A 22,078-nucleotide genomic window follows, 5' to 3' on the forward strand; every position below is an offset into this window, starting at 1 on the left:
CGATCTCCTTGCTTAATTTAACGGGACTTCAGTTCTTTTTGAACTTGCCGACGAGTTGCTGGCCAATGATCGCGATCTGCCTTGCGCCGTGCGGCACGAGATAGATGACGAGGAACAGCAGCACACCGAACACCGCGCCGGAGAGGCCCTTGGAGATGCTCTCCGCCATGTTCGGCACGAAGATGATGAAGGCCGCACCGACGAACGAGCCGGGCAGCCAGCCGACGCCGCCGACCACCATGCCGAGGAACAGCGAGATCGCGAGCGTGATGGTATAGCTGTCGGGGGCCACGAACTGCACCGCGATGGCGCCGAGCGAGCCGGCAATGCCCGTGATCGCCGCCGACACGCCGAAAGCCAGCGTCTTGTAGAGTGCGACGTTGACACCCATCGAGGACGCCGCGATCTCGTTGTCGCGGATCGCCATGAAGGCGCGGCCCGACCTCGAGCGCAACAGGTTCACCGAGAGCATGTAGATCGCGATCGTGACGATGAGCGTGAAGTAGTACAGCCACGTGTCCTGCGACATCGGCAGGCCGAACGGCGCGTCCGGCTTGGTGACGACGAGGCCCTGCACGCCGCCGGTCCAGTGTTCCAGGAAGTTCAGCTTCAGCAGCTGTGGCATCGCGGTCGCGAGTGCGAAGGTCGCGAGCGCGAGATAGACGCCCGACAGTCGCAGCGCCGGTTTGCCGAACAGGTACCCGAAGCCGAAGCAGACCACGGCGGAGATCGGAATGGTCAGCGCGTAGTTGATGTTGGCGTGCTCCATCAGCACCGCCGACGTATAGGCGCCGACGGCGTAGAACGCGCTCTGGCCGAGTGAGAACTGGCCGGAGCCGCCGGTCAGGATGTTCAGCGCCAGCACGGCGAGCCCGTAGATCAGGAGCATCGTCATCTGGAAGATGACGAAGTTCTTGACGAACATCGGCACGATCAAAAGCGCCGCGAGCACCACCAGCGAGGTGCCGGTGCCCAGCGTCATGGCCCGCTTCGGAACGGCCTCGACCGCCTGGTGGCCTTCTGCAACGACTTCTTCTGCAGCGCTCATGATCAAACTCGCTTGACGATGTGCCGACCGAACAGGCCGGCGGGTTTGACGACCAGGACGGAGATGATCAGCGCGAGCGCGATCGGGAGTTTCAGCTCGTTGCCGACGCCGGGGATGTAGGTGCCGGCGAGGTTCTCGAAGACACCGACGAGGAAGCCGCCGACCACGGCGCCGAACGGGCTGGTCAGTCCGCCGAGCACGGCCGCGGCAAAGCCGTAGATCAGCACGCCGCCCATCATGTTCGGCTCGAGGAACACGACCGGTGCGATCAGCATGCCGGCGATCGAGCCGATCGCGGTCGCCATGCCCCAGCCGAGCGCGATCATCCAGGAGGTGTTGATGCCGACGAGGCGGGCCGATTCAGGCACGGAGGCGGCCGCGCGCATGGCAAGACCGATCCGCGTGTACTGGAAGAAGAAATAGAGGCCGAGCAGCAGCAGTATGGTGACGCCGATCATGCCGGCCTGGTGGGTCGAGATCAGCTGGCTGCCGAGGAACGGCGCGGAGCCGAACGGGGTCGGATATTGCTTGATGGTGAAGTCCCAGATCAGGCCCGCCGAGGAGTTGATGATCGCGAACAGCGCGATGAACCCGGCGACGTTGGTCAGCACCGGTGCCTTTGTCAGCGGCTTAAACAGAATCCGCTCGATCGCGATACCGGCGGCGAAGGAGAAGGCCAGCGTGATCACGAAGGCGGCCCAATAGGGCACGCCCCATTGCATCAGCTGCCAGGAGATGAAGGTCGAGAACATCGCCATCTCGCCCTGCGCGAAGTTGAGATGGTCGATGGCCTGGTAGATCATGACCACGGCGAGCGCCATGCAGGCGTAGATCGCGCCCGTGGCAATGCCGGCCAGGACCTGGTTGGTGAACAGCTCCATTGTCCCGGCTCCCTCAGTAACCCAGATAGGATTTGCGGATTTCTTCGTTGTTCGCGATGTCCTTGGCGTTGCCCGACATCACGATGCGACCGGTCTCGATCACATAGGCCTGGTCGGCGAGCTCCAGCGCGAGCTGGGCGTTCTGCTCGACCACCAGGATCGACACCTTGTCCTCGCGGTTGATCTTGCCAAGGATGCCGAACAGATCGCGCACCACCAGCGGCGCGAGGCCGAAGGAGGGCTCGTCCAGCAGCATCAGCCGCGGCCGCAGCATCAGGGCGCGGGCGACCGCGAGCATCTGCTGCTCGCCGCCGGAGAGCGTGCCGGCCTGCTGGGTGTGGCGCTGCTTCAGCACCGGGAAATGCGCGTACATGCGCTCGATGTCGGAGACGATGCCGGCGCTGTCCTTGCGGGTGATGGCCCCGAGCTGGAGATTCTCCTCCACCGTCATGGTGGTGAAGGTTCCGCGGCCCTGCGGCACATGGGCGATGCCGAACCGCACGATGCTCTCGGTGGAGCGGTTGTTCAGCGGCTTGCCGTCGAACTCGATGCCGCCGGTGGAGCGCACCATGTTGCAGATCGCGCGCAGCGTGGTGGTCTTGCCGGCGCCGTTGGCCCCGAGCAGCGTCACCAGTGAGCCCTCGTTGAGCGAGAAGGATAGGCCATGGAGCGCCTGGACCTGGCCGTAATAGGCGCGCAGGTCCTTGACGTTGAGCAATGTCGTCATTGGTCCTTGCTCCCGAGATAGGCCTTGATGACGTCGGGGTCCGCCTGCACCTGGGCCGGCGTGCCTTCCGCGAGCTTCTTGCCGAAATTCAGCGCAACGACATGGTCGGCGATCGACATCACCAGGCCCATGTGATGCTCGACCAGCAGCACGGTCATGTGCCGGTCGTCGCGAATGCGGCGAATGAGGTCGCCGAGCACGTAGACCTCTTCGTGGTTGAGGCCACCGGCGGGCTCGTCGAGCAGCAGGATTTTGGGATCGGCCGCCAGTGCGCGCGCCAGCTCGACGCGCTTCTGCGTGCCGAAGGGCAGGCCGGAGACCACGGTGTGGGCGACGTCCTCGAGGTCGAGATAGGCGAGGATCTCGTGCACCTTCTTGTTGACGCTGGTTTCGCTGCGGCGAACCCAGGCAAGCTTCAGGGAGTCGCTGATGATGTCGCTCGAGGTCCTCGAATGCGCGCCGACGCGGACGTTGTCCATCACCGAGAGATTCGGAAACAGTGCCACGTTCTGGAAGGTGCGGCCGATGCCGATCTCGGCGATCCGGTGCGGCGGCCGCGTCAGGATGCTCGCGCCCTCCATCAGGATGTCGCCGGATGACGGCTGGTAGAGCCGGGACAGGCAGTTGAAGAGCGTGGTCTTGCCGGCGCCGTTGGGGCCGATCAAGCCGAGGATCTGGCCCTTTTGCATGTCAAAGGACACGCCGTTGAGCGCGATGATGCCGCCGAACACGACGCTGACGTCGCGAACCGCGAGCAGGGGCGATGTCCCCTGCGCGAGCTGTGCCTGCGTCATCTCGTCTCGCTCACGTCATTCAGTGAGCGAAGGGGCGATGCGAACCGCTCCCGATGATGACAAAGGCTATCTGAATCCCTCGGCCACACGCGCAACTTTTCCTCCTGATTTCAGCTTTTTGCTGACGTCTTTTTTGGAATGCGGCATTAGACCCCCGAGCGCCGCTTCGATGTTCCTTACCATCGCTAAGAGACGCGGTCCAATGTCGTTGATCAAACGCTCTTCCGTGAAGCGGAATGCGGGCGCGCCGCAATTGAATGCGTAGGGACCGGTTCCGTCGTTGAGCCTGAGTGCGACGCCGGCGGCGCCGATGTCGTCGTGCCAGTCGCCGACGGAGATCGCAAAACCGTATTTCGCGACGGTTTCGCCGGAACGTTCCAGCCCATCGCGCATCTTGGGCCAGCGGCTGCCGTAATGTTCGCGCAAGAGGCGCGACAGGTCTGCGCGATCCGCGTCGTCGAGCGCCCAGAAATAGGCGCGGCCCATCGCGCTGGTTGCAATCGGTACACGGGAGCCGACGTCAAGTTGAACCCCGACGGTCTCGCTGCCGCGGCTTTGCCCGAAATAGATCATGCTATGACGGTCGCGGCCGCCGACGGCGACGGCGCCGCCGGTCGCGCGCATCACGTCCTCGCGGAACGGCTCGGACAAATGCCGAACGCCGAGATTGGCGAGCGCGGCGTAGCCGAGCGACATCGCCGCGGGTGTGAGCTGGTACTTCTCGAAGCGGGGAACCGGCGCAAGATAGCCTAGCTTGGTCAAGGTGTAGGTCAGCCGCGACACGGTCGGCTTCGGCAGGTTGGTGCGAGCCGCAATCTCCTGATTGCCGAGAAGGCCGTCATTGGGGTGGAATGCGCGCAATACGTCCAGTCCGCGGGAAAGCGCGACGACGAAATTCCGATCGGTCGCAGTCTTCTTTCCTGTACGCTTCATCCCTGATCTGCTTCTTGCGCGGAGTCGTTGACAAGCCACGTGCTTCAAAATAACCCTGCCGTCAAGATGCGGAATTAAATTCCGCACCGCGAAATCGAACAAAAGTAAATCCCCACCGAGGAGGGAACACCGTGAGCGAAGTGGTCAAGCTTGAGCGTCATGACGAAGTCGGGATCGTCACCGTCGACAGCCCTCCGGTCAACGCGCTGAGTGCCGCGGTCCGCGGTGGTATCCTGGAGTGCATCAAGGCCGCCATTGCCGATCCCGCCATCAAGGGTATCGTGCTGACCTGCGCCGGCCGCACCTTCATCGCCGGCGCCGATATCACCGAATTCGGCAAGCCGCCGAAGGCGCCCGCCCTCAACGACGTGCTGTCCGAGATCGAGAATTCGCCCAAGCCGGTGGTTGCCGCGATCCACGGCACCGCGCTCGGCGGCGGCCTCGAGGTCGCGCTCGCCTGCCATTTCCGCGTCGCGGTGAAAGAGGCCAGGCTCGGCCTGCCCGAGGTGAAGCTCGGACTTCTGCCGGGCGCCGGCGGCACCCAGCGCCTGCCCCGCGCGGTCGGTCCCGAACTCGCTGTCAAGATGATCGTCGGCGGTGATCCCATTGGTGCTGCGGAAGCGCTCAAGAACGGCCTGATCGAGGAAATCATCGAGGGGCCGGCATCGGGCGGCGAGGCCTTCGTGCGCAAGCTGCTGGCCGAGAAGCGCCCGCTGCGGCGCCTGCGCGACGACGATTCCAAGATCGCGGCGGCCAAGGCCGACCGCTCGATCTTCACCAATGCAGTCGCCGCTATGACCAAGAAATCGCGCGGCCTGGAAGCCCCGTTCGCTGCCGCCGACGCCGTGGGCTACGCCATTGACCTACCCTTCGACGAAGGCCTGAAGAAGGAGCGCGAGGGCTTTCTGAAGCTCGTCGCCAGCGATCAGTCGAAGGCGCAGCGTTATGCGTTCTTCGCCGAGCGCGAGGCTGCCAAGATTGCGGGCGTTCCCGACGGCACCAAGTCGCGTCCCGTGAACCGGGTCGCCATTCTCGGCGCCGGCACCATGGGCGGCGGCATCGCGATGTCCTTTGCCAATGCCGGCGTTCCCGTCACCCTGATCGAGACCGGCGAGGAGCAGCTCAAGCGCGGCATGGGCATCATGCAGAAGAACTGGGAAGCGACCGCCGCGCGCGGCGGCATCCCGGCGGACGCGCCCGCCAAGCGCATGGCGCTGATCAACGGCGTCGTCGGCATCGAGAATGTCGGCGATGCCGACCTCGTCATCGAAGCCGTGTTCGAGACCATGGCGGTGAAGAAGGAAGTGTTCGGCAAGCTCGACCAGTACGTCAAGCCCGGCGCCGTGCTCGCCTCCAACACCTCGTATCTCAACATCGACGAGATCGCGAAGTCGACCAAGCGTCCGCAGGACGTGCTCGGCATGCACTTCTTCTCGCCGGCCAACGTCATGAAGCTGTGCGAGATCGTGCGCGCCGACAAGACCGCGCCGGATGCGCTGGTCACCGCGGTTAACATCGCGCGCAAGATCGCGAAGGTGCCGGCCGTGGTCGGCGTCTGCGACGGTTTTGTGGGCAACCGCATGCTGGCCCAGCGCGGCAAGCAGTCCGAGAAGCTACTGTTCGAGGGCGCGTTGCCGCAGCAGGTCGACGCGGTCGTCACCAAGTTCGGCATGCCGATGGGACCGTTCGCGATGGGCGACCTCGCCGGCCTCGACATCGGCTGGCGCTCGCGCAAGGACCGCGGCATCAAGTCGGAGATCGCGGACGCGCTGTGCGAAGCCGGCCGCTTCGGCCAGAAGACCGGCAAGGGCTACTACAAGTACGAAGCCGGCAGCCGGTCGGCGCTGCCCGATCCGGAAGTCGAGAAGCTGATCGACGAGACGCTCGCACGTCTCGGCCGCAAGAAGCGCGTCGTCAGCGACGACGAGATCCTCGAGCGGATGATGTACCCGATGATCAACGAGGGCGCGAAGATCCTCGAAGAGGGCATCGCGGCGCGTCCCTCCGACATCGACGTGGTCTGGCTCTATGGCTATGGCTGGCCGATCTACCGCGGCGGCCCGATGTTCTGGGCCGACAGCGTCGGCCTCAAGCACATCGCCGATCGCCTGGCCTTCTACGCCAAGGAGACCAACGACCCCAGCCTCGAGCCCGCGCCGCTGCTGAAGAAGCTCGCGGCCGAAGGCAAGACGTTCGCCTCGCTGGCGGCGGCGTCGAAGGCGGCGTGATCGGATTGGGTGCCGCTGCAATGTCGCGCTCCGGGCAAAGCTCTCTCCGTTCCCTCCCCCCTTGTGGGGGAGGGGCAGGGAGGGGGGTGGCCCCGGGCGAGGTCAGTGCTTGTGGCTACCCCCTTCCCCAACCTTTCCCCACAAGGGGGAAGGGAGCCCGTCCGCCGGTGCCCACCTCACACGACCCGGCGACTACCGTTTTGCAGAGTATCGATCGCCAATGACCCATCCCGGCGAACAGTTCTATCCCGAGGGCGTGCGGTGGGACGACACCATCGTCCAGGGCTCGCTGCCTGACCTGCTGTCGAAAGCTGCCGCCGATTACGGCCCGCGCACCGCTCTGGAATTTCGAGATCGCCCGATCACATACACGGAGCTCGCAGCTCAGGCCGAGCGCGCGGCGGCGGCGTTTCTGCGCGCCGGCTGCGGCAAGGGAACGTCCATCGCGCTGTTCCTCGGCAACTCGCCGGACCATCCCGTCAATTTCTTCGGCGCGCTGAAGGCAGGCGCCCGCCTCGCGCATCTCTCCCCGCTCGACGGCGAGATCGCGCTGACCCACAAGGTCTCCGATTCCGGCTCGCGCCTGCTCGTCACGTCGAACCTCGCCGCGCTGCTGCCGACCGCGCTGAAATTCCTGGAAAAGGGGCTGATCGATCGTCTCGTCGTCTGCGAGGACGATCATTGGGGCAAGGTCGGCACGCCGCAGGCGGCGATCCCGGATGATCCCCGCATCGTCACTTTTAAGTCCTTCGTCGAGGGCGCGACCGCACCGGTAGCGTGGCCGGTCGTGACGGCCGACGACGTCGCGCTGCTGCAATATACCGGTGGCACCACCGGCCTGCCCAAGGGTGCGATGCTGACGCACGGTAATCTCACCTCGGCGGTGTCGATCTACGATGTCTGGGGCAAGCCATCGCGCGCCGCGCGGGGCGAGACGATCGAGCGCGTGATCTGCGTGCTGCCGCTGTTCCACATCTACGCGCTGACCGTGGTGCTACTGTCCTCGCTCAGCCGCGGCAATCTGATCTCGCTGCATCAGCGCTTCGACGTCGAAGCCGTGATGCGCGACATCGAGGTCAAGCGCGCGACATATTTTCCGGGCGTGCCGACGATGTGGATCGCGATCGCCGCGCTGCCGGATCTCGATAAGCGCGACTTCTCCTCGCTCGCCACCATCGGCTCAGGCGGCGCGCCGCTGCCGGTGGAGATCGCCAACTTCTTCGAGCGCAAGGTCGGCAAGAAGCTGCGCAGCGGCTGGGGCATGACCGAGACCTGCTCGCCCGGCACCGGCCATCCGCCTACCGGCCCCGACAAGCCCGGCTCGATCGGCCTGATGCTGCCCGGCATCGAGCTCGACGTGGTCGCGCTCGACGATCCCAAGCGCGTGCTTGCGCCGGGCGAAGTCGGCGAGATCCGCATCAAGGGCCCGAACGTCACCAAGGGCTACTGGAACAAGCCGGAGGGATCCACGGATGCCTTCGTCGACGGCCGCTTCCTCACCGGGGACATCGGCTATGTCGACAGCGACGGCTATTTCTTCCTGGTCGACCGCAAGAAGGACATGATCATCTCCGGCGGTTTCAACGTCTATCCGCAGATGATCGAGCAGGCGATCTACACCATCCCGGGCGTGCACGAGGTGATCGTGCTCGGCATTCCCGATCCGTATCGCGGCGAGGCGGCAAAGGCCTTCATCAAGCTGAAGCCGGACGCAAAGCCGTTCTCGCTCGACGAGCTGCGCGCGCAACTCACTGGCAAGCTCGGCAAGCACGAATTGCCGGCCGAGGTCGAGTTCGTCGACGATCTGCCGCGCACGCCAGTCGGAAAATTGTCGCGCCACGAATTGCGTCAGCAGCAGAAACCGTCACAATCCACTAAAACCGCATCAGGAGCTCGTTCTTGACCGACGCCGTCATCGTTTCCACCGCCCGCACCCCGATCGGCAAGGCCTATCGCGGCGCGCTCAACGCCACCGAGGGCGCCACGCTGCTCGGCCACGCCATCGGCGAAGCCGTCGCGCGTGCCAAGGTCGATCCGAAGGAGATCGAGGATGTCGTGATGGGCGCGGCGCTGCAGCAGGGCGCGACCGGCGGCAACATCGCGCGCAAGGCGCTGCTGCGCGCCGGCCTTCCCGTCACCGTCGCCGGCACCACGATCGACCGGCAATGCGCCTCGGGCCTGCAGGCCATCGCGCTCGCCGCGCGTTCGGTGATCTTCGACGGCGTCGAGATCGCGGTCGGCGGCGGCGGCGAGTCGATCAGCCTCGTGCAGAACGACAAGATGAACGGCTTCCACGCCCAGGACCCGGCGCTGCTGAAGATCAAGGGCGAGGTCTACATGCCCATGATCGACACCGCCGAAATCGTCGCCAAGCGCTACGGCATCTCGCGCGAGAAGCAGGACGAGTATTCTTTGGAGAGCCAGCGCCGCACCGCGGCTGCCCAGCAGGGCGGCAAGTTCAAGGAGGAGATCGCGCCGATCACGACGCAGATGGCAGTCACCGACAAGGCGACCGGCACCGTGTCGATGAAGGACGTCACGCTGTCGCAGGACGAAGGTCCGCGCCCCGAGACCACGATCGAAGGTCTCGCCGGCCTCAAGCCCGTGCGCGGCGAGGGCTTTTCGATCACCGCCGGCAATGCCAGCCAGCTCTCCGACGGCGCCAGCGCGTCTGTCATCATGAGTGACAAGGAAGCTTCCAAGCGTGGCCTCAAGCCGCTCGGTATCTTCCGCGGCTTCGTCTCGGCCGGCTGCGAGCCGGACGAGATGGGCATCGGTCCGGTCTTCGCCGTGCCGCGCCTGCTCAAGCGCCACGGCCTCACCGTCGACGATATCGGCCTTTGGGAGCTGAACGAAGCCTTCGCGGTGCAGGTGCTGTATTGCCGCGACAAGCTCGGCATCGACCCCGACAAGATCAACGTCGACGGCGGCGCGATCGCGGTCGGCCATCCCTACGGCATGTCCGGCGCGCGCCTCACCGGCCACGCCTTGATCGAAGGCCGCCGCCGCAAGGCCAAATATGCGGTCGTCACCATGTGCGTCGGCGGCGGCATGGGCGCGGCCGGCTTGTTCGAGGTTTTGCAGTAATTCACAGGAGGATCCGATGGATCTCGCATTCACGAAAGAAGAGCAGGCGTTTCGCGAGGAAGTGCGGCAGTTCTTCCGCGACAACGTGCCGCCGGATACGCGGCGCAAGATGGTCGAGGGGCGTCACCTCAGCAAGGACGAGATGGTGACGTGGTGGCGCATCCTCAACAAGAAGGGCTGGGGCGTCAGCCATTGGCCCAAGCAATATGGCGGCACCGGCTGGACCAGCGTGCAGCACTACATCTTCAACGAGGAGCTGCAGTCCTATCCGGCGCCGCAGCCGCTCGCCTTCGGCGTCAGCATGGTCGGCCCTGTCATCTACACCTTCGGCAACGAGGAGCAGAAGAAGCAATACCTGCCGCGCATCGCCAATGTCGATGACTGGTGGTGCCAGGGCTTCTCCGAGCCCGGCTCCGGCTCCGACCTTGCCTCGCTCAAGACCAAGGCCGAGCGCAAGGGCGACAAGTGGATCATCAACGGCCAGAAGACCTGGACCACGCTGGCCCAGCACGCTGACATGATCTTCTGCCTCTGCCGCACCGATCCCGGCGCCAAGAAGCAGATGGGCATCTCCTTCATCGTGTTCTCGATGAAGTCGAAAGGCGTCACGGTGCGTCCGATCCAGACCATCGATGGCGGCGTCGAGGTCAACGAAGTGTTCTTCGACGACGTCGAGGTTCCCGTCGAGAATCTGATCGGCGAGGAGAACAAGGGCTGGGACTACGCAAAATTTCTGCTCGGCAATGAGCGCACCGGCATCGCCCGTGTCGGCGTCTCCAAGGAGCGGCTGCGTCGCATCCGCGATCTCGCCGGCAAGGTGGAATCCGGCGGCAAGCCGATCATCCAGGACGCCGCTTTCCGCGAGAAGCTCGCCGCCTGCGAGATCGAGCTGAAGGCGCTCGAGCTGACTCAATTGCGTGTCGTCGCCGACGAAGGCAAGCACGGCAAGGGCAAGCCCAATCCGGCCTCCTCGGTGCTGAAGATCAAGGGCTCCGAGATCCAGCAGACCACCACCGAGCTGCTGATGGAAGTGATCGGCCCGTTCGCCGCGCCCTACGACGTGCATGGCGACGACGGCTCGAACGAAGCCATGGACTGGACCGCCCAGATCGCGCCGAGCTACTTCAACAACCGCAAGGTCTCGATCTACGGCGGCTCCAACGAGATCCAGCGCAACATCATCGCCAAGGCGGTGCTGGGGCTCTAATGTCATTCCGGGGCGCGCGTCAGCGCGAACCCGGAATCTCGCGCCACAATCTCTGGATTCCGGGTCCCCGCGCTATCGCGCGTGTCCCGGAATGACGAAGCAAAATTCCGGGTACGAGGAACCAAACAACATGGATTTTGATCTGAACGAGGAGCAGCGGCTTCTCAAGGACAGCATCGACGGCCTGCTGACCGATTCCTACGATTTCGAGAGCCGCAAGAAGTACATGATGGAGAAGGGCGGCTGGAGCAAAACCGTCTGGCTCAAGCTCGCCGAGCAGGGCCTGCTCGGCCTGCCCTTCGCAGAGGCCGATGGCGGCTTCGGCGGCGGCGGCGTCGAGACCATGATCGTGATGGAGGCGCTCGGCAAGGCGCTGGTGCTCGAGCCGTATCTGGCGACGGTGGTAATCGGCGGTGGCTTCCTGCGCCATGCCGGCACCGACGCGCAGAAGGCCGCGCACGTGCCCGGCATCATCGACGGCAGCAAGACGCTGGCCTTCGCCCAGCTCGAGAAGAACTCGCGCTACGATCTCTTCGACGTCGCGACCACCGCGAAGAAGAAGGGCGACGGCTGGGTCATCGACGGCGAGAAGTTCGTCGTGCTCAACGGCGAGAATGCCGACACCTTGATCGTCACCGCCCGTACCAAGGGCGAGCGTCGTGACAAGGCCGGCATCGGCGTGTTCCTGGTGCCGGCGAATGCCAAGGGCGTGACCAAGAAGTCCTACCCGACCCAGGACGGCCTGCACGCCGCCGACATCACGCTCACCGGTGTCGAGATCGGCCCCGATGCCGTGCTCGGCAACCCCGAGGATTCGCTGGCGCTGATCGAGCGTGTCGTCGACGAAGCCCGCGTCGCGCTCTGCGCCGAGGCGGTCGGCCTGATGGACGAATCGCTCAAGACCACGGTCGAGTACATCAAGACCCGCAAGCAGTTCGGCGTCGCGATCGGCTCGTTCCAGTCGTTGCAGCATCGCGCCTCCGACATGTTCGTCGCGGCCGAGCAGGCCCGCTCGATGTCGATGTTCGCGACCATGGCTGGTGATTTCGAGAACGCCAAGGAGCGCTCCAACGCCATCGCCGCGGCCAAGGTGCAGATCGGCAAGTCGCTGAAATTCGTCGGACAGCAGGCGATCCAGCTGCACGGCGGCATCGGCATGACCATGGAGGCGAAGATCGGCCACTACTTCAAGCGCCTCACCATGATCGAGAACTCGTTCGGCGACACCGACTACCACCAGCGCCGCGTCGCGGATGGTGGCGGGCTGATCTGAGCTGATCTAGGCCACACGAAGACTGTCATGCCCCGGCTTGACCGGGGCATCCAGTACTCCGCGGCGGCTATGCGTTTCACGCAACTTCAGCCGCAGAGTACTGGATCGCCCGATCAAGTCGGGCGATGACACCGAGTAAATGGCGTCAGCGGAGCAACAACAATGAAAAACACCCCGTTCGATCTCACCGGCAAGGTCGCCGTGATCACCGGCTCCAGCCGCGGCATCGGCCGCTCCTCCGCCGAATTGCTGGCAAAGCTGGGCGCCAAGGTCGTGGTCTCCTCGCGCAAGGCGGACGCCTGCAAGGAGGTCGTCGACGGCATCACCGCTTCTGGCGGCGATGCCACCGTCATTCCCTGCAACATCGCACGCAAGGCCGAGGTCGAGGCGCTGATCGCGGGCGCCACGAAGCACTACGGCAAGATCGACATCCTCGTTTGCAACGCCGCGGTGAATCCCTATTACGGCCCGCTGCTCGACATCACCGATGAGGCCTTCGACAAGATCATGGGGAGCAACGTCAAGAGCAACATCTGGCTCTCCGCGCTCGCGATCCCGCAGATGGCCGAGCGTGGCAACGGCTCCGTTGTCATCATCTCATCGATCGGCGGCCTGCGCGGCTCCACCGTGATCGGCGCCTACGGCATCTCGAAAGCGGCCGACTTCGCACTGTGCCGTTCGCTCGCCGGCGAATGGGGTCCGAAAGGCGTCCGCGTCAACTGCATCGCGCCCGGTCTCGTCAAGACCGATTTCGCCCGCGCGCTGTGGGAAGACGAAGCCATGCTGAAGCGCCGCACCGCCACCACGCCGCTGCGCCGCATCGGCGAACCCGACGAAATCGCCGGCGCGGTGGCCTATCTTGCCTCGGATGCCTCGAGCTTCATGACGGGGCAAACCATCGTGATCGACGGTGGTGTGACGACGGCGGCGGTATAGCCGCCGCTCGCATGGCTACGGCCCGCGCGCGTCGCGGCGCCCGGCGAGTGCGCTTTCGATGGCGCGCGCGACGATCAGGGACGATCGTTCGTCGAGATGAACCCCGTCGTCCCAGCGCAGCTCGTTCCCCGGCGGATCGACCAGCAGCCAGAGGCTGCGATCGGGGAAGGCTTCGTGGACGATCTCGCCGGTCGTCCGGACCATGCGCGAGCCCTCGATCTCCGGCGCGAAGGGAATGTGGATCAGGAAGACTCGAACGCCGCGCCCCTGCAGATCGTCGATGAGTTGCCGCATGCGGACCACATTCGCGCGTGCCGGGGCGGTCGGGTCGCCGTCATTCATCTGCTGCAGCGCGCGGTCGAGATAGACCTTGTTGTCGAAGGTCCCGGGCGGGCGGGCGAGCAGGCGATTCTGCTCGGCGCGCGACCGGGCGGCATCGGGGCCGGCGTGATTCCAGGTCTCATAGGCCGCGATCGCCGTCCGCACCGGCCGCAGCAGCAGGGCCTCCGCGCCCGCGCCATGCGAAAATGTCTCGATCAGCGCGCCGTCGGCTTCGCGCGACAGCACATTGGTCTCGATCAGCACGGTCTTCGGCAGGCGCGCTTGCCCGGCGACGATGGCGAGGCCGGTCACCGGCGAGCCGCCGGCCAGCGCCAGGTTGCGCAGGCGTGGAAGCGAGAAATACTCCTCCTTGAGACGCCAGGTGACCGAGCTGCCGACCAGCACGATGTCAGGCACCGGCTCCTGAACATAGCGGTTGAGGGTGACGAGGGTGCCGTCGCGCGTGGTGACGGCAGGCTGCTGCAGGGCCGAGCCGTAGCGTGGGGCGGCCAGGCCGCAGGCCAGCAGCAGCGCGGCCGCAGCCGCCGCGCACCTGACCAGCCATGAAAGCGTCGAGACCTGCTGCATCGTCAGAACTGGAAGTAGATGAAGGCGCTGTCGGCGCCGGCTTCGAGATGAGCCAGCGCCGCGAGCCCGCCATAGAGATATGGCTCCCACCGCCGCAACCGGCCCGCGACCAGAGCGCCGATGCCGGCATGCTGGACGATCACGGGCAGGGCGTAGAGCAAAGCGAGATTGGTGAACAGCTTGGGCGGATTCGGCGCGTCGGTCGCGATGAACATCCCCTTGAGGTAGCCGAGCGCATGGTCGAAGTCCGGCAGCTTGAAGAAGATCCAGAGCATGGTCACGCAGAAGAACACGATGCCCATCCTGATCACCCGCAGCGCCGGAGCCTCATTGCCTCGAAGCTTCAGGAACGGCCGCTCGACCACCAGCAGCAGCCCGTGCGCCATGCCCCACAGCGCGTAGCTCAGGCTCGCGCCGTGCCACAGACCGCCGAGCGTCATCACGATCATCAGGTTGAGACAGGTGCGTACCCGTCCATGCCGGTTGCCGCCGAGGGGAATGTAGAGATACGTCCTGAGCCAGGTCGACAGGGAGATGTGCCAGCGCGTCCAGAACTCGGAGAACGACGTCGAGATGTAGGGCAGGTTGAAGTTCACGGGCAGGCGATAGCCGAACAGCAGCCCGAGCCCGAGCGCAATCGCCGAGTAGCCGAAGAAGTCGGCGTAGATCTGGTAGCTGTAGAGAAACACGAGCAGCCAGCGATCCTGCGTGCGCAGCGTCTCGTAGAGCGGGAAGTCCATGTAGGACGTCATCTCGTTGAGATTGTTCGCCACGTACAGCTTGAAGAAATAGCCGACGAGAATCCACTTTGCGGCCTCGACGAAGGCGACGTCGCCGATCCGCTTCGGCACGATCTGCGGCATGAACTGCGCCGCACGCGTGATCGGCCCGGACACCAGCTGCGGGAAGAAGATGATGTAGAGGAACACATCGCGCAGGCGCGCGGTGCGCTTCTCGCGCGTGAGGTCGACCAGCAGGCTGATGTTGTGGAACACGAAGAACGAAATGCCGATCGGCAGCGGCAGCCGCAGCAGGAAGTCGATCGGCGCGGCGCCGGTCAGTTGCGCTGCGCCGGCGTCGAGGAACAGGAACTTGTATTTGAAGAACGCCAGCAGGCCGAGATTGAAGACGATACCGGCCGGCATCCAGACGGCGCGGTTCTCGAACGCGAGCACCAGGCAGACATAAGTGCCCAGCACCGCGATGAGCAGCAGCGGCAGCAGCTCGGGCTGGCCGAAACCGTAGAAGAACACGCTCGCCAGCACCAGCAGCTGCACCTGGAAGCGGCGCAGCGGGGCTAGGTAATAGGCGCCGAACACCACCGCGACGAAGATGCCGAACTGAAAGGAAGTAAACGTCATGCCGCTCCATTGTCCCGGCATGGCGTTTAGCATTTTTGCCAGAGCGGTCCTAGTCGCTGGGGTAGAGGCCGCATCTTCTTTCCCTCGCCCCTTGTGGGAGAGGGTGGCTCGCCGCCTAGCGGCGAGACGGGTGAGGGGTATCTCTCCGCGGGTCCAACTGCCGTTCGAATTCGCTGAAGCAACCCCTCATCGGCGCTTCGCGCCACCTTCTCCCACAAGGAGAGAAGGGAAGGCGTCGGCACCGACGCGTACTTGACCTCTGGCCGGCAATCCCGTTTCTTTGCCGCGACACAACGACCCCTCTGGGAAACGCCAAGAAAACATCAGGGTAAGCCGCCATGTCTTTCGTCCTCGCCATCGACCAGGGCACCACCTCCTCGCGCGCGATCGTGTTTCGCGGCGACATATCCATTGCGGCGAAGGCGCAGCAGGAGTTTTCGCAGCATTTTCCGGCCTCGGGCTGGGTCGAGCACGAGCCCGAGGACATCTGGACCTCGACGGTGATGGTCTGCCGCGAGGCGATCGAGCAGGCCGGCATCACCGCAAAGGACATCGCGGCGATCGGCATCACCAATCAACGCGAGACCACCGTGGTGTGGGACCGCGCCACCGGCCAGGCCGTGCACCGCGCCATCGTCTGGCAGGACCGCCGCACCGCCGACATCTGCGCCAAACTCAAGGCCGACGGCCGCGAACCCGTGATCTCGCAGAAGACCGGCCTGATCATCGACCCCTATTTCTCCGGCACCAAGGTCGCATGGATCCTCGACCACGTCCCCGGCGCGCGGGCGCGCGCCGCGCGCGGCGAGCTGATGTTCGGCACCGTCGATTGCTACCTGCTCTGGCGTCTCACCGGCGGCAAGGTGCACGCCACCGACGCCACCAACGCCTCGCGCACGCTGCTGTTCAACATCCATACCGGACAGTGGGACGACGAATTGCTGGAGATCATCGGCGTGCCGCGCTCGATGCTGCCCGAGGTGAAGGACTCATCCGCCCGCTTCGGCGAAAGCACGCCCGATCTGTTCGGCGGCGCGATCGCGATCTCCGGCATCGCCGGCGACCAGCAGGCGGCGACCATCGGCCAGGCCTGCTTCCGTCCGGGCATGATGAAGTCGACCTACGGCACCGGCTGCTTTGCCTTGCTCAACACCGGCACCACGCCGGTCGCGTCGAAAAACAAGCTGCTCACCACTGTCGCCTACCAGCTCGATGGCAAACGCACTTACGCGCTCGAAGGCTCGATCTTCGTCGCCGGCTCAGCGGTGCAGTGGCTGCGCGACGGCCTCGGCATCATCAAGCACGCCGCCGAGACCGGCCCGCTCGCGGACCAGTCCGACTCCATGCAGAGCGTCTATCTGGTCCCGGCTTTCGTCGGCATGGGCGCGCCCTATTGGAATCCGCGCGTCCGCGGCGCCTTGTTCGGCCTCACCCGCAACACCGGCCCCGCCGAGCTCGCCCACGCCGCACTCGAAAGCGTCTGCTACCAGACCTTTGATCTCTGGGCCGCGATGCGCGCCGACTGGCCAAGCTCGGAAACCGCCAGCGTCGTGCTCCGCGTCGACGGCGGCATGACCGCATCGGACTGGACCATGCAGCGCCTCGCGGATTTGCTGGACGCGCCGGTCGATCGCCCCGTGATCCAGGAGACCACCGCGCTGGGCGCCGCCTACCTCGCCGGCCTCCAGGCCGGCGTCTATCCCGAGCCCACAAAGTTCGCCGACAACTGGCGCCTCGAACACCGCTTCAAGCCCAACATGAGCCAGGCGACGCGCGAGCGGAAGCTCGCTGGCTGGGCGCGCGCGGTGAAGGGCGTGCTGGCGAGCGATGAGGGGGAGGGGTAGTACGCCTCTCTCTCCGGGTCGTCCCTGCGAACGCAGGACCCATACCGCGAGGTCTATCGATGGCGGGCGGAGCCAATCCCGAACGACCGACCGATCTTCGCCAAACCACTTCCTGTGGTTATCGCGACGAGCGCAAGCGCTCGCGCGGAGGTCCCGGATCTGCGCTCGCTCCGCTCGCTTGTCCGGGACGACGACAGAATGTGTAGCGCCGGCCGGAGCCACTCGCGGTGATGCGGAGCAAGCAAGAATGATCCTCCCCGACGGCTATTCCGACGTGCCCGCCGGCAAGATCGCCGCCGTCGTCACCCATCTGGAGATGACCGCGCCTCCCGCGCGCCGTGACGATCCCTCTGGCACCCGGACCCTGCGCAGGGTCGATACCCCCACGCTTCCTTGGTACCGCGATCTGTTCCGCCGCGTCGGCGAGGACTGGCTGTGGTTCTCGCGCGCCCGCATGACCGACACGGAGCTCGCCGCAATCATCCACGCGCCCGATATCGAGGTCTACGCACTGGTGGTGGACGGCCGCGATGAAGGCCTGCTCGAGCTGGACTTCCGCGAGCCCGCCCAGTGCGAGCTGGTCTATTTCGGCGTCACTGCACCCTTGATCGGCACCGGCGCCGCCCGCTTCCTGATGACCCGCGCGCTGGAGCTCGCGTGGTCGCGCGACGTCCGCCGCGTCTGGGTCCACACCTGCACCCTCGACCATCCATCGGCCGTTGCCTTCTACCAGCGCTCCGGCTTCCGCCCCTTCCGCCGCCAGATCGAGATCGCCGACGACCCGCGCCTCGACGGAACGGCGCCGCGTGATGCGGCGAGGCATGTGCCGATCATCGAGTAGCGCGTGAGCAAGCATAGCCCAGATGAGCGGCTGGCCCGCCGCAGGTCGGAGGCGAACGCAATCAGGGAGACCGTTGCCGCATCTCGCTGTTGCGCATGTCGGTTAAGATCGTCCGCTGCCACACGCTCCGCCGTCATCCTGAGGTGCGCGCTCTTGCGCGCCTCGAAGGATGGGCGGCAAGCGCCCGTGGCCTATCCTTCGAGGCTCCCCTTGCGGTGCTCGCGCCTCAGGATGACGGCTGAACTTGTGGCAGTACCTGTAGCCCGGATGGAGCGAAGCGTAATCCGGGGCAGCGTCGCCGCATTCCGCTGCGCTCCATGCAGGCTACTCCTCAAAACACCTCCTGCTTCCCCCGCGCCAGCGAAAACCCCCGCTGCATCGCGTTGAAGCAGGTGAGCCCCGTCTGCTCCGATCGGCACGTAAACCCCGCGCGCTGCCACACCTCGCCATAGGCCAGCATCGGCAGCGAGGCGTCCATCACGGTGTCGCCGGCGCAGATGCGCCCCGCGTTGCCTTTCGCGCTCATCTCGAAGGCGTGGCCATAGTCGAGCTCGCAATCGGCGGGACGGCGCGGGCGGCTCTCCATGTTCATGATGTCGCAGCGGAGCACGCCCTGACCGTTGTCGGCGAAGAACTGGCAGACGATGTTCTTCGACGGTGTCAAAAAGCCGATCGGGCGATCCTGTGCCTGGGCAAGGCTCGCGGTGGCGAGCAGGACGAGCGAGAGGAGAGATCGCAGATACATGAGAGGAGCCCCGGCTAGTACGCTGTCTATTGATCTCGCGTTGTTGCGTCATGTGCAATGCTCTTGTTCCAAGATAGTTGTTGCAGCCGTTGCGCATTGGCGATGAATTGGACGGCCCTGCCGTGTCCAACCGCTGGAAGAGCAAGAAACATGTTCCTGATCGGCCAATATGATTCCCCCTTCGTCCGCCGCGTCGCGATTGCGCTGCGGCTTTACGGGCTCGCTTTCGAGCACCGGCCGTGGTCGACCTTCGGCGACGCCGACCAGATCGCGCCGTACAATCCGCTGCGCCGGGTGCCGACTTTGGTGCTCGACGACGGCGAGGCGCTGATCGAGAGCACGATCATTTTGGATTATCTCGACGAACTTGTCGGGCTGGAGAAGGCGATGCTGCCGCGCACCGGCGCCGAGCGGCGGACCCACTTGCGCATCTGCGCGCTCGCTTCCGGTCTCGGCGACAAGGCGGTGAGCCTGCTCTATGAGCGCGTGCTGCGGAAGGAGCAGCTCGCGTTGTGGGTCGAGCGCTGCCAGGCGCAGATCGCGGACGTGCTGAAGGTGCTGGAGGCCGAGCGCGCGAAGGTGACGACGCCGTATTGGCTGGGTGGCCGCATCGGCCACGCCGACATCGCGGTGGCCTGCGTCGTCCGCTTCACCCGTGAGGCGCATCCTCAGCTGTTCGAGCCTTCGCGCTATCCGGCGCTGTCGGCGCATGCCGAGCGTTGCGAAGGGCTGGCGCCGTTTCAGGAGATCGTACAGCCGCTGGCGCCGCCGAAGGGGTGAGCCGCATCAAGCGCCTCTATGCGAACCCGATTTTGATCAGGATCGTCAGGAAAAGGCCTCCGACGACCGCGCAGACCGCGGCACCGATCAACGGCCCCAGCGCGCCTTCCCGGCTCGCAGGCTCCAGCACCGCGTGTCCCGGCTGTTCCGGATCGTAGTAAACTTTGACGTTCTGCCCGGGACGATGTTTCGCCGCGGCCTTTTCGGCGACCTCGCGCAGCCCGGAGATCATGGTGCCGCCCCAATCGACTTCGGTGCCGATGAAGTCGCGCTTGCCGACCCTGTAGGCGTAGCGGAGGTCGACTTGATAGCGGTGTTGGAGCTTGCTGGATCGTGACTTGTCGTCGTCGCTCTTCTCCTCGATGATTTCCTCGATCACGTCGCAATGGGTGACCCTGCCGGCCGCCGTCGGCCAGCGCAGGCTGGCGCTCGCCAGCCGGCGCGTCCGGACATAGGCTGCGAGGCAAAACACGCCGCCCACGAGCACGATGATCGGCAGCGCGAACGCGAACAGCGGAACGCCGTTGCTGGTGTAGAGCACGTGCCCCGTGAGCGAATGCGCGGTGAGCGTGGCGGCAATGACGCCGAACACCATGGTGAACGCCACCAGCGCCGCGAGGTTCTGCGCGGCAGCAGGTTCGAGCAGCGCCTCGGTCGGTTGCTTCGGATCGACATGGACGTCGACATGCGCGCCGACCGGATACCGTCCGATCAGTTTTGCGGCCAGGACCCGCGTCGTGATGACTTGGCCGCCGACAAAGACCTTGTCGCTTTCCAGCTCAAGGCCGCCGGCCTGATAGCGATAGCGGATGACAGGCTTGGCGTCGTTCTGATCGTCCGAGGCGTGCGTCGCCGGCTGATCGACCCTGGAGACCGTGATGATGCCCTCCACCTTGTCCCAGCTCCGCGCGGCCTGCATCCGGCCTCGCACGCGGACCAGATTGAACAGCGTCAATCCAAACAGAAGCACGGCGACGCCGGCGGCAATCTGCGTCCACATCAATTGTTGGGCGTCCAGCATCCGATTCCCCCGCGCCTCGGCCGTGATCGCCATTGGTCGCGGCGAGCGCGCGTTGCGTTCACGGCACTGCCGCCGTTGCGGGAGATCGTGCAGCCGCAGGCCTGCGAAGGTGTGATTCCCGGGGCGTCATTCCGGAACGAAGCACGCGGGCCCGGAATTCCGAGGTTGCGGCGCGAGATTCCTGGTTCGCGCTTTGGCCGGAATGACGGGGGCGACTACTTCCTCAGCGTCACGCCGTTCGCCCGCAGATACTCGTCCAGTTCAAACCCCAGATCCTCGGCGCGATCGAAATACGCCTCTGCGGCATCCGGGTCCTTCGCCATCCCTTCGCCGCGCGTGGCCATCACGCCGAGCGCTGCGGCGGCGCGGCCGATGCCGAGATCGGCGGCGCGCTTGTACCAGTGGATGGACTCGCTGAGATTCTTCTCGATGCCAGACAATTGCCCGGTGGCATAGAGAGCGCCGAGATTGGCGCAGGCGCGCGGCTGGTCGCGTTGTCCGGCCTGCTTCAGGTAGAACACTGCCTTGTTGCGCTCACCGATGCCTTGCATCGCATAGACGAACAGCTCGAAATAGGCATCGGCATTGCCGCGCTTCGCCGCTTCGAGATGCAATGCAAGACTTCTGGCCACGTCCTTCGGTTGCCCGCGACCGTTGTAGGCCATCAGCCCCAGGAGGTAGCGCACCGCGCCATCGGGGTCGTCGCCGGCAAGCGCTTTCTGGGCGTAAGCATAGGCGTCGTCATATTTCCTGAACGTCCAATAGAGATTGTACGCCGTGAGATAGGCGCCGTAATCCGAGCCGAGTTCGGCCGCGCGTTTGTAGGCAGCGATCGCAGCGTCGCGATCGCGCGGCACGCCCCAGCCGTTCCAGAGGCAGCGGCCATAGTCGACCCAAGCGTTGGCGTGCCCGCCGAGCGCGACCTCATGCAGCGCTCTTGCAAGCGTGTCGCGACTCTCGACCGGCGCCTGGCTTGCCTCGATCGCCTTGAACAGGGCTACCGCGGCCAAATAGAGCTGGTCATCGCGCGACGGCGAGCGGGGTTGGGCAAGGAGCTGTGTGACGGTTTGCATGGTTCCGCTGGCATCATTTGATTTGGACGGACGCTGCGCAACCTCGGCCGCCGCCGCCTCGAGCGGGGCAGCATGACGCGAAACAAAGATCCCGCCCATCATCACGAGGCAGAAGGCCAGGATTTCCAGACGATTACGAATGCCGTCCTCCCGCGCGCCGATCGGCTCGAAGTGCTGCCCTGGGTCCCGGCTCTGCGGAGCGGCACTTCGTTCCCGCCTCGCGTCCGGGACACGAGATCGAAGCACGCGGCATCGAGTGCGGAACTCACGCGGCAGGCGATGATGGAATATTACCAGTGCTTTGCCCGACGGAGCAAGCCGCTTCGGCAAGTCCGAAATTTCTCAGGGTTTTCAACCCCATCGCTACTGTGCATGGGGTTGTTTTTCAGA

Annotated in this window: 19 protein-coding genes; 9 read left to right on the forward strand and 10 right to left on the reverse strand. The window is 65.2% G+C overall.

From position 1 onward, the window contains the following. Nucleotides 1-28: 28 nt before the first annotated feature. From GA0061098_RS08510 to GA0061098_RS08530, 5 genes are all read right to left on the reverse strand, one after another. Entirely contained in the window at nucleotides 29-1,048 is a 1,020-nt protein-coding gene (locus GA0061098_RS08510) for a branched-chain amino acid ABC transporter permease (protein ID WP_091955907.1), read from the reverse strand. 2 nt (nucleotides 1,049-1,050) lie between these two features. Then, nucleotides 1,051-1,929: a branched-chain amino acid ABC transporter permease gene (locus GA0061098_RS08515; protein ID WP_091955908.1), complete on the reverse strand. Its 879-nt coding sequence runs from the start codon at nucleotides 1,927-1,929 to the stop codon at nucleotides 1,051-1,053. A 13-nt stretch (nucleotides 1,930-1,942) separates the two neighbouring features. Continuing rightward, a complete protein-coding gene (locus GA0061098_RS08520; RefSeq protein WP_018318824.1) occupies nucleotides 1,943-2,656 on the reverse strand; it encodes an ABC transporter ATP-binding protein in 714 nt (237 codons plus the stop codon). Beyond that, nucleotides 2,653-3,450 carry an ABC transporter ATP-binding protein gene (locus GA0061098_RS08525; RefSeq protein ID WP_091955909.1) on the reverse strand — a complete coding sequence of 266 codons (798 nt, stop codon included), beginning with the start codon at nucleotides 3,448-3,450 and terminating at the stop codon, nucleotides 2,653-2,655. The genes GA0061098_RS08520 and GA0061098_RS08525 overlap by 4 nt, the downstream gene beginning before the upstream one ends. A gap of 66 nt (nucleotides 3,451-3,516) precedes the next feature. Further along, on the reverse strand, nucleotides 3,517-4,383 hold the full coding sequence (locus tag GA0061098_RS08530; RefSeq protein WP_028142130.1) for an IclR family transcriptional regulator: 867 nt from the start codon (nucleotides 4,381-4,383) through the stop codon (nucleotides 3,517-3,519). A 131-nt stretch (nucleotides 4,384-4,514) separates the two neighbouring features. Here GA0061098_RS08530 and GA0061098_RS08535 point away from each other — a divergent pair, with 131 nt between their 5' ends. The 6 genes from GA0061098_RS08535 (at nucleotide 4,515) to GA0061098_RS08560 (ending at nucleotide 13,114) form a co-directional block, all read left to right on the forward strand. Continuing rightward, nucleotides 4,515-6,611 (forward strand): 3-hydroxyacyl-CoA dehydrogenase NAD-binding domain-containing protein, encoded by a 2,097-nt coding sequence (locus tag GA0061098_RS08535; RefSeq protein ID WP_091955910.1) that lies wholly within the window; start codon nucleotides 4,515-4,517, stop codon nucleotides 6,609-6,611. A 220-nt stretch (nucleotides 6,612-6,831) separates the two neighbouring features. Then, nucleotides 6,832-8,514 (forward strand): dicarboxylate--CoA ligase PimA, encoded by a 1,683-nt coding sequence (gene pimA, locus GA0061098_RS08540; RefSeq protein WP_091955911.1) that lies wholly within the window; start codon nucleotides 6,832-6,834, stop codon nucleotides 8,512-8,514. Then, nucleotides 8,511-9,698: an acetyl-CoA C-acyltransferase gene (locus GA0061098_RS08545; RefSeq protein WP_091955912.1), complete on the forward strand. Its 1,188-nt coding sequence runs from the start codon at nucleotides 8,511-8,513 to the stop codon at nucleotides 9,696-9,698. Before pimA ends, GA0061098_RS08545 begins: the two co-directional genes overlap by 4 nt. A gap of 16 nt (nucleotides 9,699-9,714) precedes the next feature. Next, nucleotides 9,715-10,905: a pimeloyl-CoA dehydrogenase large subunit gene (gene pimC / locus GA0061098_RS08550; protein WP_091955913.1), complete on the forward strand. Its 1,191-nt coding sequence runs from the start codon at nucleotides 9,715-9,717 to the stop codon at nucleotides 10,903-10,905. Between the two features lie 130 nt (nucleotides 10,906-11,035). Continuing rightward, nucleotides 11,036-12,178, forward strand: coding sequence for a pimeloyl-CoA dehydrogenase small subunit (pimD, locus tag GA0061098_RS08555; RefSeq protein WP_091956038.1), 1,143 nt, complete (start codon nucleotides 11,036-11,038; stop codon nucleotides 12,176-12,178). A gap of 162 nt (nucleotides 12,179-12,340) precedes the next feature. After that, nucleotides 12,341-13,114, forward strand: coding sequence for an SDR family NAD(P)-dependent oxidoreductase (locus tag GA0061098_RS08560; RefSeq protein ID WP_091955914.1), 774 nt, complete (start codon nucleotides 12,341-12,343; stop codon nucleotides 13,112-13,114). Between the two features lie 15 nt (nucleotides 13,115-13,129). Here GA0061098_RS08560 and GA0061098_RS08565 read toward each other — a convergent pair whose 3' ends face one another. Together GA0061098_RS08565 and GA0061098_RS08570 are read right to left on the reverse strand one after the other, a co-directional pair. Continuing rightward, nucleotides 13,130-14,023: a hypothetical protein gene (locus GA0061098_RS08565; protein ID WP_091955915.1), complete on the reverse strand. Its 894-nt coding sequence runs from the start codon at nucleotides 14,021-14,023 to the stop codon at nucleotides 13,130-13,132. Nucleotides 14,024-14,025: 2 nt separating this feature from the next. Then, complete coding sequence (locus GA0061098_RS08570; RefSeq protein ID WP_161499981.1) at nucleotides 14,026-15,384, reverse strand: MBOAT family O-acyltransferase; 1,359 nt, start codon at nucleotides 15,382-15,384, stop codon at nucleotides 14,026-14,028. Nucleotides 15,385-15,722: 338 nt separating this feature from the next. Between GA0061098_RS08570 and glpK the strand changes: the two genes are divergently transcribed. After that, nucleotides 15,723-17,228, forward strand: coding sequence for a glycerol kinase GlpK (gene glpK / locus GA0061098_RS08575; protein WP_091955917.1), 1,506 nt, complete (start codon nucleotides 15,723-15,725; stop codon nucleotides 17,226-17,228). Nucleotides 17,229-17,475: 247 nt separating this feature from the next. Then, a complete protein-coding gene (locus tag GA0061098_RS08580; RefSeq protein WP_091955918.1) occupies nucleotides 17,476-18,069 on the forward strand; it encodes a GNAT family N-acetyltransferase in 594 nt (197 codons plus the stop codon). Between the two features lie 331 nt (nucleotides 18,070-18,400). Here the strand turns inward: GA0061098_RS08580 and GA0061098_RS08585 are convergent, their stop codons facing one another. Further along, nucleotides 18,401-18,814 (reverse strand): DUF6636 domain-containing protein, encoded by a 414-nt coding sequence (locus GA0061098_RS08585; protein ID WP_091955919.1) that lies wholly within the window; start codon nucleotides 18,812-18,814, stop codon nucleotides 18,401-18,403. Between the two features lie 150 nt (nucleotides 18,815-18,964). Between GA0061098_RS08585 and GA0061098_RS08590 the strand changes: the two genes are divergently transcribed. Next, a complete protein-coding gene (locus tag GA0061098_RS08590) occupies nucleotides 18,965-19,594 on the forward strand; it encodes a glutathione S-transferase family protein (protein WP_091955920.1) in 630 nt (209 codons plus the stop codon). A gap of 16 nt (nucleotides 19,595-19,610) precedes the next feature. Here GA0061098_RS08590 and GA0061098_RS08595 read toward each other — a convergent pair whose 3' ends face one another. After that, on the reverse strand, nucleotides 19,611-20,615 hold the full coding sequence (locus GA0061098_RS08595; RefSeq protein WP_091956039.1) for a DUF3592 domain-containing protein: 1,005 nt from the start codon (nucleotides 20,613-20,615) through the stop codon (nucleotides 19,611-19,613). 215 nt (nucleotides 20,616-20,830) lie between these two features. Further along, nucleotides 20,831-22,018: a tetratricopeptide repeat protein gene (locus GA0061098_RS08600; protein WP_245323190.1), complete on the reverse strand. Its 1,188-nt coding sequence runs from the start codon at nucleotides 22,016-22,018 to the stop codon at nucleotides 20,831-20,833. Between the last annotated feature and the right edge of the window lie 60 nt (nucleotides 22,019-22,078).

Source organism: Bradyrhizobium shewense (assembly GCF_900094605.1).
Taxonomy (GTDB): domain Bacteria; phylum Pseudomonadota; class Alphaproteobacteria; order Rhizobiales; family Xanthobacteraceae; genus Bradyrhizobium; species Bradyrhizobium shewense.

What these genes read in the sequence shown, in the direction of transcription:
- GA0061098_RS08595 (WP_091956039.1), bottom strand. Translation starts at nt 20,615, where the DNA reads ATGCTGGACGCCCAACAATTGATGTGGACGCAGATTGCCGCCGGCGTC.
- pimA (WP_091955911.1), top strand. Translation starts at nt 6,832, where the DNA reads ATGACCCATCCCGGCGAACAGTTCTATCCCGAGGGCGTGCGGTGGGAC.
- GA0061098_RS08560 (WP_091955914.1), top strand. Translation starts at nt 12,341, where the DNA reads ATGAAAAACACCCCGTTCGATCTCACCGGCAAGGTCGCCGTGATCACC.
- GA0061098_RS08530 (WP_028142130.1), bottom strand. Translation starts at nt 4,383, where the DNA reads ATGAAGCGTACAGGAAAGAAGACTGCGACCGATCGGAATTTCGTCGTC.
- GA0061098_RS08570 (WP_161499981.1), bottom strand. Translation starts at nt 15,384, where the DNA reads ATGACGTTTACTTCCTTTCAGTTCGGCATCTTCGTCGCGGTGGTGTTC.
- pimC (WP_091955913.1), top strand. Translation starts at nt 9,715, where the DNA reads ATGGATCTCGCATTCACGAAAGAAGAGCAGGCGTTTCGCGAGGAAGTG.
- pimD (WP_091956038.1), top strand. Translation starts at nt 11,036, where the DNA reads ATGGATTTTGATCTGAACGAGGAGCAGCGGCTTCTCAAGGACAGCATC.
- GA0061098_RS08585 (WP_091955919.1), bottom strand. Translation starts at nt 18,814, where the DNA reads ATGTATCTGCGATCTCTCCTCTCGCTCGTCCTGCTCGCCACCGCGAGC.
- GA0061098_RS08525 (WP_091955909.1), bottom strand. Translation starts at nt 3,450, where the DNA reads ATGACGCAGGCACAGCTCGCGCAGGGGACATCGCCCCTGCTCGCGGTT.
- GA0061098_RS08580 (WP_091955918.1), top strand. Translation starts at nt 17,476, where the DNA reads ATGATCCTCCCCGACGGCTATTCCGACGTGCCCGCCGGCAAGATCGCC.
- GA0061098_RS08590 (WP_091955920.1), top strand. Translation starts at nt 18,965, where the DNA reads ATGTTCCTGATCGGCCAATATGATTCCCCCTTCGTCCGCCGCGTCGCG.
- GA0061098_RS08515 (WP_091955908.1), bottom strand. Translation starts at nt 1,929, where the DNA reads ATGGAGCTGTTCACCAACCAGGTCCTGGCCGGCATTGCCACGGGCGCG.
- glpK (WP_091955917.1), top strand. Translation starts at nt 15,723, where the DNA reads ATGTCTTTCGTCCTCGCCATCGACCAGGGCACCACCTCCTCGCGCGCG.
- GA0061098_RS08510 (WP_091955907.1), bottom strand. Translation starts at nt 1,048, where the DNA reads ATGAGCGCTGCAGAAGAAGTCGTTGCAGAAGGCCACCAGGCGGTCGAG.
- GA0061098_RS08520 (WP_018318824.1), bottom strand. Translation starts at nt 2,656, where the DNA reads ATGACGACATTGCTCAACGTCAAGGACCTGCGCGCCTATTACGGCCAG.
- GA0061098_RS08565 (WP_091955915.1), bottom strand. Translation starts at nt 14,023, where the DNA reads ATGCAGCAGGTCTCGACGCTTTCATGGCTGGTCAGGTGCGCGGCGGCT.